Genomic DNA, 14,837 nt, shown 5'->3' with positions numbered 1-14,837 from the left:
ATAATTTGTATTATTTACCATTAATTTTACAAATATGTATTTAGACACTTATACAAAATAGATGGATTAGTTCAATAAGTTCATATATCTAGTCAATTTTTTATCTCCTAATATTAAAAAGCAGCAATCCTAAGATTTGCTGCCCTTCTTTACTATATTTTTAAATAAAACTTTTGTTTAACGAAACTTAGTAGTTTTAAACTCATACTATTTATATTGAATCACTTTTTAGGGTTTTAATTCGAATCATAACTTTAGTACCTTTACCAATAATGGACTGAATACTAATTCCATAACTTTCACCATAGTAAAGTTTAATTCGCTTATTTACATTAGATATCCCTATACCACCAAGTTTTGCTGTTTTCATTTTGTTAATTGCATTCAATTTGGTTGTATCAAAGCCAATTCCATTATCTTGAATGAAAAATAAAATGTCCTTATGATCTTTTTCTAAGCGTATCGTAATTTCCCCATTCTCATCTGATTCTCGAATTCCATGATAAATAGCATTTTCGACAATAGGTTGTAATAATATTTTAGGAATCTTCACATCATTTAATGCAGGGTTATAGTCAATGGAATATGATAATTTTTCTCCATATCTTTCTTTCTGAATAAATAAATACTGTTTAACGTGCTCTATTTCATTTTGAATTGTAGTAAATTCATTTCCTCCACTCAACGAAAGTTGAAAAAATTTAGCGAGTGCTTTTGTTATAGATATAACACGTTCTTTTTCTTCAAATTCTGTCATCCAGACGATTGTATCAAGTGTGTTATATAAAAAATGTGGATTGATTTGACTATGCAACACACTTAATTCATGTATTCTGACATTTTTTTCTTTTTCTTCTATTTCAACTAATAAATTCTTAATTTCTAAAACCATCTTGTGAAAATGTTTTGATAAACTAAAGACTTCAATACTTCCATTTGTACTTTCAGTGAAATCTATATTAAAATCACCTTTTTCTACAACCTTCATCAAATGTTCAAGTCGATAAATTGGTTTAGTAATTCGATTGGCGAGTAATGTAGAGCTGATAATAATAATTAAAAGCATTAGAATTCCGACTAAAATTATCGTAATAATTAACTGGTTTCTAAATTTGGATAACTCATCTAAGAAACTTATTCCTATAATTAACCAATCAGCATTTTTTACCTTATAATGCTCAGTTAAAACGTTTTTGCTCCTTGTGTAGCCTTCTTTCATATCTTTTATTTTAACTAGGTATTCTCTTTTTTTTTTGTTCCCAAAATAAGTTGGATCTTTATGATAAACAACTTCTTCTTTTGAATTTAAGATAAATGCAAACCCTTTTTTACCTAAATATATTTCATTTAAATAATCTTCAATGACCTTGTATTCAATATCAATTAATAATACTCCTAAATGTTTATTATTTACCCCTTTTACTTCACGACTCATTGAAATTACCCAATTATTTTTTTTCATTGGAAATTTCTGCAAGCGTAGTGATGAATGGAATGGCGTATTATTACTCTTTATAGCCGAAACATACCAAGATTCTTCCATCATATTGGAATTCATATCCTTTGATAAATCCCGTTCATTTGAAAGGACTTTTCCATCTTTACTTACTATTAGAATCGATTTTATGTATGAATCGGAGGATTTAACAACATTTAGAAAACGCATAGCATTTATTTCACTTTTCTTATTTCCATTCTTAATAAAGTCTTTTACTTCATTGTTCTCAATGATTAAATCAGAAACATTCTTTAGTTTATCTAAGTACATTTCTATATATGTCCCACTTTTTTTAACCGATGATTTTGTAGATTGAATTGACTCTTTTAATATTAAATTTGAGACAAGATAATACAATAAACTACCAATAATCAATAATGTAAGTAGACTAATGATTATATAGGTATAAGCAATTTGTACTTTCAATCTTTTTCTTTTCATTGATCCTTTATTCTTTCTTTAAATTGATTTGGAGAAACTCCATATCTCTTTTTGAATGAAGTACTAAAATAATTTGGCTCATCAAATCCGACTTTTTCGCTAATTTCATATATTTTTAAATCAGAACTTAATAATAATATCTTTGCTTTTTCTAATCGATTTCTTATAACAAATTCTTTAAAAGAAATTCCAAATAATTCTTTAAATAAACTACTACAATACCCCGTACTTATATTTAATTCATTAGCTAAAAATGGTAATGAAAATGAAGGATTTGATTCATTTTCTTCTATTATTTTAATAATTTTATCTTTGTAATTATATTCTCCAGTTATCGTATTTTTTTCTATTATTCCTTCTACAAGTAGATTCACTTCTTCCTTTTTCAATCTTACTTTTAACTTGTTCACTAATTTAGATAAAAGTTCTTGAATATCATTTTTTGAAACAGGCTTTAAAATATAATCATCAATTCCAATTTTTAATGCAGTTACCGCATACTCATAGTAATCATAACCTGTAATAACTGCTATCAATACATTTTCATTGATACTTTTTATTTTTCTTGCAAACTCTAAGCCATTCAGTTTAGGCATATTAATATCCAGTAGCACTATATCAGGCGTATATTCATAAAATCTCTTTAATGCTTCATTTCCATTTGAAGCTTCATATACTTCCGTTATAGTTAACTCTTCAAAGTTAACAAACTTTCGAATACCTTGTCGTATGATTGGCTCATCGTCTACAATTAGCAATTTATACATGCTTTCCTCCTTTTTATGAAATAGGATTAATGCATTTAAAATCATTCAGATCATCATATGATCTAACTTTTATTAGTTTTTAACAAAATCTATTAAATATCCATAACCTTCTTCTTGTAATTTTGTAATTGTAAATACTGACATTTTAATTAGTTAGTAATTTTTTGTGGACAACTAAAAGAGGCTATGATTAAAATTCATAGCCTCTTTTTAACAATTGTTTATTCAAATACTACACAGCTTAGATTCTTCCATCATACCGATACTCCAAACTCTGCCAATAAGACTTATTTAGCCTATCGATTTGGGCAAGTTGTTCTCGTCATGCTAAAACGGTATACCCATGTTTGATTGAACGTGAACTACTATGCGTTTGGAGACGATACTAACACAGATACGCGCCGATCAAGCGGGGGGAATCGCACAAACGGATGTGCTCACTACTAATCGATCGTGACCGTTTGTTCTGTTACTAGTACGCCGCCAAACGATTAGTATCATATCGAGCAGCTATCTTGGTAGCTCTTTTAGCCTATTTCTACAATCCAAATTGTTTGTCGGGTATCGACGTTAGATCTCCAATAATGCAGTCAAGGGCGTTGGACTACGAGTTTCTTTAATGCATAATCCACTGACTCCGATTAGCGTAGTGACTTAAATGCCGTGCGAAGTTCAGAAGTGATGTACTCCGGCTGCTCCCATGCTGCGAAGTGTCCGCCCTTAGGAAGCTTGTTGAAGTGGATAAGATTAGGGTACGCTTTTTCTACCCAGCTCTTCGGTGCTTCATAAAGCTCATCTGGAAAGACGCTGACAGCAACCGGGAGTTTGACGCCTTTGACGGCGAAGAAGGAATGTCCAGCTTTGCTGTTCTCCCAGTATAGACGAGACGCGGAAACACCAGAATTCGTAAACCAGAAAAGCGAAATGTTGTCAAGAACGTCGTCTCTAGTTAGGCCCTCTTTCACTCCAGCAAAAGATCTCGAAATCAAGTCAAGACTCTTCCAGTCGTGGTCAAGCATAAAGGCTGCCAAACCGACAGGCGAATCCACCAGTCCAGTCAGCGTTTGCGGGCGCGTTCCCATCATGCCTGCGTAGGCGAATTTATTTTCGCCAACTTGCTCGCACGCTTTCTTCTCATCTTCTGAGAGACCGTGTGGCAGCGGGTTACCGGACCAGATCGCCGCATCAACTTCTGGCGGAATCACGCCTGCCATGTTAGTATGCAGGCCGATCAGACCTTCAGGTTCCTGAACGCCCATAAAGTCAACGACAATCGCACCCCAATCGCCACCCTGCGCCACATATTTCGTGTATCCTAGTCGATTCATTAACTCTCCATAAGCACGTGCGATACGAGTAGGATCCCAGCCTGTCGTAGTCGGCTTACCCGAGAATCCGTAGCCAGGCATCGATGGAATCACCACATGGAAAGCATCCGATGCATCTCCACCATGTTCCGTAGGATTAGTAAGTGGTTCGACAAGTTTCATCTGCTCAATGATAGAGCCTGGCCATCCGTGCGCAATAATGATTGGCATAGCATCTTCATGTTTTGAACGAACGTGGATAAAATGAATGTCTAAACCATCAATCTCGGTAATGAAATGAGGCAGGGCGTTTATCTTCGCCTCGATCTTACGCCAGTCATATTCATTCGCCCAATAACGAGCAAGTTCCTGAATCGTTGCTAGCTGCGTGCCTTGTGATTGATCCGATACCGTTTCCTTCTCAGGCCATCTAGTAGCGTTAATACGTCTGCGTAATTCTATCAGTTCTTCTTCCGGAACATTGACATGAAATGGACGAATAGCGTTTTTTTCTGTAGTTGTTGTCATGTTGTTAAACTCCTTTTGATTGTATTTTTAGGTTTGTCATTGATCTAGCTAACTAGTGCGGGACTTTGAAAGCCGTGCGGAGTTATGCAGCGAAAAGTTCTGTTGGTTTTCCATAATAAGTTCACGCATTACTATTCATTAAAGGTTCAATCCAGATGAATTTAAAATATCGTTCCAAGATCATGTTTTGCCAACGAATCATGGTATTTGCAAGGTAACTGACCTCAGGAAACATTCATCTCCGTTGAATGTCCATTTCAATCTACAATTGAAGGTCATCCTAAAGCAGTATGAGTATTAGACAAACGACGTTTAACTGATTGCTCGCAAATATTTCACTAAATCGTTGAATTACATGAAACTTTAACCAAAAGATATTCCCTTTAAACTAAAGTAAATTCTCGTGTTGTTTATCATGTAGTACCAACTGATTTCTTTCAGAAGTATAAGCTCGATGTTATTCTATTAGAAATAGTCAATATGAACCATTGAATTTTAATAGGTAAAACTATAATAAAATCATGTGTTTTGTAATGAATATCAAATGTATCCCAATGATCACACAGATAAATGTTTGGATTGTTCTGTTCTCGTGATAATAAATTATCAATCAATAGCCCTAGAATTAAGTAATGATAAGATTACGATTATTTTAAGATTATTTTTTTAGGGCATAGAAATAACCTCGCATATTTTTACTTCTTTATAAGTGTAAAAATTTTGGGACAACAAAGAAGAGGCTATGGATAGTTTCATAGCCTCTATTCATTAAGCTTGCATTTACAAATTAGCAAGAGAATTATTTTAGACATTATTTAGAATAACTTTTAAGTTGTAGATTTGATAATTAATTAAAGATTCTTCATCATCAAGTTATTAATTCATTTATCTCAAAAGCTACTCGAATACCAGATTCAATTGCACCTTGCATCCACCCAGGGGTTGATGATGTATGCTCTCCTGAAAAATGTACTCTGCCTTCTGGTGTAGCTAGATAAGGTCCTAGTTCCTTCAATTGATCTGGTTTTAACATTGAAACTGCCCCAGCTGCATATGGATCAAGTGTCCAACTATAAGTGAATCCTGAAATAAATTCTGTATATACTTGATTACCAAATAAGTATGATAAATTTTTTAAAGCTTGCTGTATCTGTTCATTTTCAGACAAACTGTCCCAGTATAAAGCATCATCTTCCCAGGTGTAGCTGGCTACAATGATTCCAGGCCCTTCGGAACCTAAACCACTACTAGGATAATAAGAAAATCTTATAGGGAGATCAGTAATTGACATCCCTCCATATATCCCTTCTTTTTCCCAAAATCTCGAATTAAATTGCAATCCAACCTTTGTAGAAGCCATATAGTGAATTGTTCTAATCGCCCTCCATTTGTTATATGAAAATGAATGATGAGGTAAGATTTCTACAAAGTTAAGTACTGAGAATGGTACAGTAATAATTGCATAATCTGATGAGGTTTGAAATGTTTCATTACTATTTTCGTTTATGGTATGAATGATGACTTGATTTTTTTCTTGCACTATTTTTGTCATCTTCTGCCTAAAAAAAATATGATTCTTTAATTGAGAAAGAAAAGACTTTGGTAGCTGATCATTTCCTCCTGTAATTTCATAAAAAGTAGGGTTGGAGAAAAAAATCATAAATTCTCTAAAAATCGCTGTAAATGCCAATTCCGGAAAACCTCTTGTTCCCACATTCGCTTTAATTGATTCAACTGCACCTTGTGACAATGAAACACCAATCGGGTTATATTTTAAAAATTGGTCCATAGAATATTGATCATAGTTATTTATAATATTTTCCCAGTTCACCTTAGGGTTTTGATTAATATAATCAATAATCGGGTTAATAACTAAATTTAAAAGTTGATCAGAATTTAAGCCTTTTTCAGAAGTTGATACCGGAAAACCTAAAATATCTGGGTTTTGATCATATTTCTCTTTTGTCGTTTTAACACCATTCACATAAAACAAATCATTAGCTGTAGTATTAATAAATTTATTTATCGGTAAATTAAATTTATTGATATATTCGATAACAAGTTGATGTGTTTCAGGGATACGCATTGCACCAAAATCCATGTATTGATCATGAGTAAATGCTTTACGCTCTGTATATACTCTCCCACCTACTCGATTATTTGCCTCTAATACGATTACTTGATGACCTGAATCCTTTAATAAAGAAGCCGCTACTAATCCAGACAATCCTGCACCAACAATTGAAATACGTTTTGGAGTAGTGGTTTTCGGTAATCCATTACGTATGATTGAAATCAACTGTTCATTGGATAGACTACTGATTGATCTCATAAGAACCCACTCTCTCTGTTAATTTGGTTTATTAAATTTTATTCGCTTCTAACCATATTTAGAATTTTAAGGGCCCTAGGTACTAATGCATGACTCCCATGGATTTGCCGAATCATCATTTCATATTTGATTAACAAAAAATTAACTTACATCCACTTATTTTTGAAAAGGTAAAGCTATATTAAAAACATGCGTTTTCTAGTCACTCCCCACGGAAAAGGACTATCCTGAAGTTGAAATCAGAACTGATTCACCCCCGCAAGCCTACAAGTCACAGCCTTCCCGATCCTCCCATTGGAGTCTCTCGCACCTTATAAATCATTCGTAATAAAGCAACACTAAAGGCTATTAATCGAAGAACTAGTGCTTTCTCCGTAATTTAGCAAGTACCTCAATCATACTTAGTTCAAAAATCACGGTTTTTTCTCTATCAATCTACGAATATCATTATCATTTAATTTATCAATAATATTAATTGAAAATTCTGTATTGTTAAAAATTCTGAACGCTAATAACATTAAGCCAAGTCTTGCAATATTTTAAAAGGAGGTATTAGCGTTTCGCAATTGTTTACACCATTTGGTATGTGGTGTAAAAAAAATATTGTATTTGAAAGGAGATTTTTTTTTGAGAAAAAATGTAAAAGTCAGTCAGTTAATTTTAAGCATCCTACTATCTATGATTCTCTTTTTCAACCTATTCCTTCCGAATTATGCACTTGCCCTAGATAGTAACGAATCAAGTAAACCCATTTTAACTAGCCAAGTTACTGCTGAAAGTAAAGTAGCTAAAAAATTATTTCAGCAATTTAAAGATAATGAAAAAGTTACCTTTTTACTAAAATTAAAGGATCAAGTAGATTCAAAAAAAGTAGCTTTCAATGCAGAAAATACTGCGAAAATGCAAAAGCAAACAGCAGCTAAAACAGAATTACTAGTCCGTTCAGCGATTGTTTCTAGCTTACGAAATACAGCATTAGAAACTCAGAGTGGATTATTAGAGTATTTAGAAAAAGCTAAACAAAATAAAGAGGTTACTAGCTTTCAATCTTTCTATATTGTCAATTCGATTGCAGTTACAGGATCGAAAAAAGTAATGGAGGAGCTTTCTACATATTCAGAAGTTGCTAAAATTCTTCCAAATGAGACTAGACAATTAATTACACCTCAAAAAACTATGAAAATTTCAACTAATAGAAATGTAAATTCTAATACAGTTGAATGGGGTGTGGAACGAGTTGGAGCACCTCAAGTTTGGAAAATGGGAATTGATGGAACTGGTATTGTGGTAGCAAGTATCGATACTGGTGTGCAATGGGATCATCCTGCATTAAAAGAGAAGTATCGTGGCTTTGATGCAAATTCACCAGAACAGGTGAATCATTCAACAAACTGGTTTGATGCTGTAAATGGAAAAGACGCTCCATATGATGATATAAAGCATGGTACTCACACTGTTGGCACAATGGTCGGATCAGAGCCTAATGGTAGCAACCAAATTGGTGTTGCTCCTGGTGCAAAATGGATTGCAGTTAAAGCCTTTGCTCCAAATGGTGGAACAGATGTTGATTTAATTGAAGCAGGTGAATGGGTGTTAGCACCAAAAGACAATGAAGGAAATCCCCATCCGGAACTTGCGCCAGACATTGTTAATAATTCTTGGGGCGGTGGAGCTGGACTAGATGAATGGTATCGTCCAATGGTACAAAGCTGGCGAGCTGCAGACATTTTCCCGGTATTTGCTGCAGGTAATAGTGGTTATTATGGTGAAGGTACCATTTCAGCTCCTGCAAATTACCCTGAATCATTCGCAGTCGGAGCAACTGATTTCGAAAACGCTTTAGCTCCTTTCTCTTCTCGTGGTCCGGGACCATATGAAGAGACAAAACCAAATGTGTCTGCACCAGGAGCGAATATTCGCTCTGCCGTTCCTACAGGTGATTATGAAGATGGTTGGAGTGGAACATCAATGGCTACACCTCATATATCTGGTGTAATTGCTTTAGTAAAGCAAGCTAATGCATCACTTTCAATTGAACAAATTGAAAATTTATTGATGGATACCGCTATACCATTATCAAATACAGAATATCCTAACACGCCTAACTCTGGATTCGGACACGGATTTGTCAACGTATATAACGCAATTAAGTCTTCTCATACTGGAAGCGGAATCATTAAGGGTGTAGTTCATGGTGAGGGAATCGATAAAACGACACCAACATTTGAACATACGTCACCTCAATTTATTTATGACAGAGAGAATACTGCTTTCAATGTAAATGTACAGGATAATATTAGTATCAATACGGTGACAATTTCCTATTTAACAGAAAATAACCAATGGAAATCAATTACTGCTACAAAGAGTTCTGGTGACCATAAAAATGCAACCTATGAAGCTATCATTCCTGGTTCTGATATTAAAAAAGGTCAACTAAGTTATTATTGGAAAATTACAGATTATAACCAAAATCAAACTACTTCTTCAACTTACAATGTCGAAGTTAAATCGGCTATTACGCTTGGTTATTTCAATAATCTTGAAAGTACTCCTGAGGGCTGGTATTCAGAAGGAAAAAATAATGATTGGGAATATGGTGTTTCTCTTTCCGAACCTGATAAAGCTTATTCGGGTGAAAAAGTTTTTGGGACGAATTTAGAAGGAGCGCATGCATTCGAGACATATTCTTATCTGTACATGCCTCCTATCGATCTTCCTGAAAATAAAAATGCATATTTACAGTTTAAGCATTGGTATGATTTTAATCCTTCAGGAATTGATGGACCTGATGATTATGGTGCAGTATTAATTTCAACAGATCGAAAAAATTGGGTATCCTTAAGTAAAACGGAACCAGTTAGAGATGAACATTTAAATGAAGATTATTCATCCCATGGGTGGATTGATCGAGAAGTAAATTTATCTGCCTACGCAGGAAAACGAATCTACATTTCATTTTATATGCAAGGATTGCAAACTGGATTTGATTATACAGATAAGTCCGGATGGTCAATTGATGATATTTCATTAAATGAAAGTCCACTTTTCTCAACACAAAAGCAAGCTCCATATAAAACAGAGATTCATATCAAAAAGAATGTTAATCATAATCAAGAGAATGTTTCCATCAATCAACACCAAACTAAACAATTAATACCATTAGGGGCACAAGTATCAGTTTTAGATTCAGGGTATTCTGTTTCAACGAACCCAGCCGATGGATCATATATCATGAATCATAATGCGGGTGAATTTACACTACGTGCCGAGGCATATGGTTTCCAGCCTAAAGATCAGCTTGTTTCTATACCGGAAGATGGAGTGATTGAATCCAATTTCACCCTTAACCCGTTGGGTAAAGGTGAAGTTCGAGGCGTTGTAAAGGATCAAGAAACAGGGAAACCAATTGCTAATGCAACCCTTTCACTAGTTGAAGATGCTGCTATTTTCCCTGTTAAAACAGACAGCAAAGGTCGTTTTACGATTTCAGCATTTGAAGGGAACTATACTTTGCACGTATTTAATTCCAATTATGTAATCGAGGATATAGTAATTACAATTAAACCTAATAAAGAAACGAATGAGAAAATCGAGCTTAGAAAGTATATTGGCTATACGGGTGAAATTGGATACGATGATGGAACTGAAGAAAATTCAATATTCTACCCTGGTGCAATAAATGATGCGTTTGCAGTAAAAATGTCATTAAATCCAGGTGTCAAAAAAGCATGGTTATCGGCGGGATTATTTAAAATAAATACTGAACGTCCTACACCAGGTGCAACAAAATTCCAAGTAACAGTCTATGATTCTAGCGGACCAAATGGTAGTCCAGGTAAGAAAATCACAGGACCAATTAACGCAAACGCTAGGACAGATGGAGAATGGACCTATGTTGATTTAGCAGATAAGAACATTATTGTTAATGGGGATTTCTATTTAACCTATATTCAATCCGAATTTCCTCCACCAGGTTTAGCGGTTGATAAAAGTAGTACTTTCCATGAACGTAATTGGTTCTTATATAGAGGTGTATGGACCCAAAATACAGATCCATATTTTGGGAATTTGATGATTAGAGCGATCACAAATAATTCAATTCCCTTCCCTGTAATTGACAAACCGTTAAATAATACTTTTACGAATCAATCTCAAACTGAAGTAAAAGGAACAGCAATACCATCTAGTCCTGTAATCATTCAAAATAATGGAAAAGACATAGCAACTGGAACTTCAAAAGCTGATGGTACTTTTTCTATCCCTATTAAGTTAAAAGATGGATCAAATAATATCACTGCTGTATCTGTAACAAAAGATGGTAAAACAGAACCTTCAGAATCTGTTAAAGTGACCCTAGATCAAAAGAATCCAACTATTTCTATTAAGGATATAGATTCTGTAAAGGGCTTTGATTATATTATACATGGATCAGCCAAAGACGATTATCTAGACAGTGTGTATGTGAACGGTCAGCAAATTGATGTCGATTCAAAAGGCATATTCAAACATACAATTACTTTAGTGAAAGGTAAAAATTCAGTTGATATTCAAGCTAAAGATAAGGCAGGAAACATTGAAAAAAAATCTATTGAAATAAAGGTAAATAAATTCAACTAAACTATAAAACTCTCCTGTATTTAATAGAGGCTTATAAGATATGTTCACCTTATAATTTGGTAAGGTGAACTGTCTTGTTTTATGAAGAGTATGATAAGTGTTGTTTTCTGTACAAGAGAAATTCATAAGCTTTATTTAATGAAGTAACTTTCCATTCTAAATAAATAGAAATAAAATAATTGGTGCGATATTACATTATTAATAATGTATGTATTCGACTTTAACTACACAATGAAACCACCTCTAAAAAGGTGGTTTTTAAAGTATTTATCCTTCTACCTCAACTTTCATCAAACTCTCTCTTTCTTTTTTCTTTAAAATTCCCATTGGTAAATAAGTTACATAAAGCGAGATTACTGCAACGATTTCAATATTAACATAATACATGATCCCATTTCCGAAATAGTTTAATAAGGTTTTGCTTTCTAGTGCCGGACTCATCAAGAAAAAGAAGTTTGTATCAATAACCATGTTCAACATATAAATTGGCACAGCAAGTATATTCAAAAAGATAAAGGTAGACCAAATGGCTTTTTTTGAAACTCTATACCCTTCAAAGAGGATAAAGTATAAGACCGATAAAGGAATTGCTGAATGTTGAAGATAATATCTAATAAATCGAAAATGAGGAAACTTGTATACCAAATCAGGTGTTAGCATACTTAGAATCGGAGGTAGTATGCCAATAAAAAATAAGATATTAAATATATTTTTATCTTTTTTCAAGAATAAGTACAATGCAAAGTACGCACTGAATGAACACAGTTGTAAAGGAAGATATTTCGGTTTCCAACCATCAATTAAAACAAGGTATATTTGAAAACCGATCAAGCATGAAAGTAAAGTAATAAAAAGGATCCACTTGATTGCTTTCTTATAAGGCTCAATTTTATTTCTGTAAATGATTCCAACAAAACATAAAGTAAAAAATACAATTAGTGTAACGATATGGGAAATAGAGAAAAGATCATAAAATCCCATCTCAGCAACATTTAGGATCATGTCACCCTCCTTACTATTCGTTCGTGTTCATACTTATTAGATAAATTAACTTAAGTATTAGTTCACACGAATCTAATGTTCTTCTTAGTTGTTTTGAAAGGAAGTTTTTTTCATTTTAAAGAGTTTATTAACCTTGTATATCATAAGACCCAAATAGATATAGCTAGAGAAAAACCACCTACTCTAAGGTGGTTTCAGTTTGTTTACAAAGTGCAAAAACTAAGAGATTCAGACAGTCTGGTTGGTTTAAATATATTTTCGATGAATATTCTTTCCATCGTAACTAAACAACACTGACTTCCCTTCGATATTTGTCTCTAAGTGTACACCTCTACCCCAAAGTTGATGAATATATGGCATAACTTTTTCTACATATTTAATGTCGAGTTCCATCGTTTCATAAGAATGTTTCAAGTAAAGCTCACCATTTTTTAAGTAATCTCCATCTTGAACCACTATATAAGGGAACCCGCCATTTACTCTGCTGACGACTAACTGATCTCGAACTGCTTCCCACGCTTTGTCGATGACTTTATATTCTTTTCCTTGGCGTTGGAATAAGTACATGTCTTCTCTCATCACAAGTTCTTTCGTTAAGTAGTTTCGTAGGAAAGAGCTATCAGATTCTAATTCTCTTACTTCAAACATTTTTTCTCGACCACTTCCTGGTTTTATCCCTAGTTCTCTCATTTCTCTTGTTGGGTTATTATAACGTTCTTCTATGTCTTCAAACATTCGAAGACCTAAGTAGTATGGATTGATGCTTGTTTTTGATGGTTGGACTACACCTGCGTTAAGTTTTGCATATTCAATAGCTTCATTTGAATCAAGATTCAACTCACGCATGATTCGAATGTGCCAGAAACTTGCCCAGCCTTCATTCATAATTTTCGTTTCCAGCTGGGGCCAGAAATAAAGCATTTCTTCACGGAGCATCGTCAAAATATCTCGTTGCCATTCTTCTAATTCTCTTGAATATTCTTCTATAAATAAGAGGATATCTTTTTCGGGTTGAGGTGGGAACTGTTTACGTTTAATTGGAATAAGATTTGAATCGTTTCTCTTTTCTTTACTTGCATCCATATTCCATAAATCATCATAAGGGGTAACTCGCTTTTTCTCTTTTAATGGAAAGTCAGTTTCTAAATCATAAGCTAATTTGGGACGTATTAGTGATGGGTCAATATGTTCTTGTATAGATAGAACCGCATCTAAGAACGTTTCGACTTCTTGTTTTCCATATAAATGTTCATATTGTTTGATCCGCTCAGCTGTTGCTGCCATACTTTCAACCATGTCTCTTTTCGTATTAGAGAATCGAACATTGTTTTTAAAGAAATCACAGTGGGCTAATACATGTGCAACAATAAGCTTATTTTGAACCAGGGAATTTGTATCTAAAAGGAATGCATAGCAAGGGTCTGAGTTAATGACCAATTCATAAATTTTACTTAATCCAAGGTCATAGTGAAGCTTCATTTTATAAAATTGCTTACCAAAGCTCCAGTGAGAGAATCGTGTTGGCATGCCATATGCGCCAAAAGTATAGATGATATCTGCAGGGCAAATTTCGTATCTCATTGGATAGTAATCGAGCCCAAATCCTTTCGCAATCTCCGTAATTTCATCAATCGCATATTCCAAGGCTTTATATTCGCTTGCTTTCATCACACTCTCCTCCTGTCTCTTCTATCATCATTCTATGAACAGAAATGTCATTTCATGAAACGAATAGTTAGTTCACTACTTAATACATATGCGTTTCACTAATAAAATTCGTCTTTTTTCGAAAACAAAAAACACATGAAGATCTCTCTTCATGCGTTATATGCAAGTTCCATCTTAATAATGTGTCCGACAAATTGGTCAAAATCCCCAACAAATTTACTGATTCCATCTATATGATAGAATGTTGTTGTTTTTTCTGGATTAAATGGTTCATTTGACGCTGAGTATATATAGATTCTTTTCCCACTTCCAATAGCCATTCCAAGTTCAGTATGACTGCCAAACCCACCAGGTAATACTAAAATGAAGAAATTTGCATCCATTACAGCTGCCTTCTCTGCTTCACCGATTGCTGCTAATTTTTCAAGCGTATTTACATTTTCGTTTTTAGTCCAATCATATGTATGTAAAAATCCTTTTTCTTCTAAACGAGACGCTAAATACCTAACCTGTTCTTTATTACTTAAACTCGAAGCGATATAAAATTTCATTTTTTCGCACCTATTTATGACAAGAAAAAAGCTAAACGGTTAGTCAATGTTAAAATATTGGCTGTTCGTAGTTACATTTATTATTCCTAATACATTTTTTTTCATTCGTAACTTTACCCTTTA

General features: G+C 33.8%; 8 protein-coding genes. 1 reads left to right on the top strand and 7 read right to left on the bottom strand.

All coding sequences use genetic code 11. The annotated features are described in order from the left end of the window. Positions 1 to 211 precede the first annotated feature (211 nt). The 4 genes from CAB05_RS10355 to CAB05_RS10340 form a co-directional block, all read right to left on the bottom strand. A complete protein-coding gene (locus CAB05_RS10355) occupies positions 212 to 1,939 on the bottom strand; it encodes a sensor histidine kinase (protein ID WP_087999764.1) in 1,728 nt (575 codons plus the stop codon). Continuing rightward, positions 1,936 to 2,706 (bottom strand): response regulator transcription factor, encoded by a 771-nt coding sequence (locus tag CAB05_RS10350; RefSeq protein ID WP_087999763.1) that lies wholly within the window; start codon positions 2,704 to 2,706, stop codon positions 1,936 to 1,938. Before CAB05_RS10350 ends, CAB05_RS10355 begins: the two co-directional genes overlap by 4 nt. Positions 2,707 to 3,347: 641 nt before the next feature. After that, complete coding sequence (locus CAB05_RS10345) at positions 3,348 to 4,541, bottom strand: epoxide hydrolase family protein (protein WP_087999762.1); 1,194 nt, start codon at positions 4,539 to 4,541, stop codon at positions 3,348 to 3,350. A gap of 868 nt (positions 4,542 to 5,409) precedes the next feature. Beyond that, on the bottom strand, positions 5,410 to 6,873 hold the full coding sequence (locus CAB05_RS10340) for a flavin monoamine oxidase family protein (protein WP_087999761.1): 1,464 nt from the start codon (positions 6,871 to 6,873) through the stop codon (positions 5,410 to 5,412). A gap of 627 nt (positions 6,874 to 7,500) precedes the next feature. On the opposite strand from CAB05_RS10340, the gene CAB05_RS10335 reads away from it, so the two are divergent. Continuing rightward, positions 7,501 to 11,493: a S8 family serine peptidase gene (locus CAB05_RS10335; protein ID WP_087999760.1), complete on the top strand. Its 3,993-nt coding sequence runs from the start codon at positions 7,501 to 7,503 to the stop codon at positions 11,491 to 11,493. A gap of 267 nt (positions 11,494 to 11,760) precedes the next feature. Here CAB05_RS10335 and CAB05_RS10330 read toward each other — a convergent pair whose 3' ends face one another. The 3 genes from CAB05_RS10330 to CAB05_RS10320 all read right to left on the bottom strand — a co-directional run bounded on the left by CAB05_RS10330 (position 11,761) and on the right by CAB05_RS10320 (position 14,714). After that, a complete protein-coding gene (locus CAB05_RS10330; protein ID WP_235821427.1) occupies positions 11,761 to 12,495 on the bottom strand; it encodes a YwaF family protein in 735 nt (244 codons plus the stop codon). 246 nt (positions 12,496 to 12,741) lie between these two features. Beyond that, a complete protein-coding gene (locus tag CAB05_RS10325) occupies positions 12,742 to 14,163 on the bottom strand; it encodes a SpoVR family protein (protein WP_087999759.1) in 1,422 nt (473 codons plus the stop codon). Between the two features lie 149 nt (positions 14,164 to 14,312). Further along, a complete protein-coding gene (locus CAB05_RS10320; protein WP_087999758.1) occupies positions 14,313 to 14,714 on the bottom strand; it encodes a group-specific protein in 402 nt (133 codons plus the stop codon). Positions 14,715 to 14,837: the final 123 nt, after the last annotated feature.

This window comes from Gottfriedia solisilvae, assembly GCF_002128405.1.
Classification (GTDB): domain Bacteria; phylum Bacillota; class Bacilli; order Bacillales; family Bacillaceae_G; genus Gottfriedia; species Gottfriedia solisilvae.
The sequence above is the reverse complement of the archived record's forward strand: the minus strand, read 5'-3'. Positions and strand labels throughout refer to the sequence as shown.

Coding starts and splice junctions, on each gene's coding strand:
- CAB05_RS10355 (WP_087999764.1), bottom strand. CDS start 1,939: ATGAAAAGAAAAAGATTGAAAGTACAAATTGCTTATACCTATATAATC.
- CAB05_RS10350 (WP_087999763.1), bottom strand. CDS start 2,706: ATGTATAAATTGCTAATTGTAGACGATGAGCCAATCATACGACAAGGT.
- CAB05_RS10345 (WP_087999762.1), bottom strand. CDS start 4,541: ATGACAACAACTACAGAAAAAAACGCTATTCGTCCATTTCATGTCAAT.
- CAB05_RS10340 (WP_087999761.1), bottom strand. CDS start 6,873: ATGAGATCAATCAGTAGTCTATCCAATGAACAGTTGATTTCAATCATA.
- CAB05_RS10330 (WP_235821427.1), bottom strand. CDS start 12,495: ATGATCCTAAATGTTGCTGAGATGGGATTTTATGATCTTTTCTCTATT.
- CAB05_RS10325 (WP_087999759.1), bottom strand. CDS start 14,163: ATGAAAGCAAGCGAATATAAAGCCTTGGAATATGCGATTGATGAAATT.
- CAB05_RS10320 (WP_087999758.1), bottom strand. CDS start 14,714: ATGAAATTTTATATCGCTTCGAGTTTAAGTAATAAAGAACAGGTTAGG.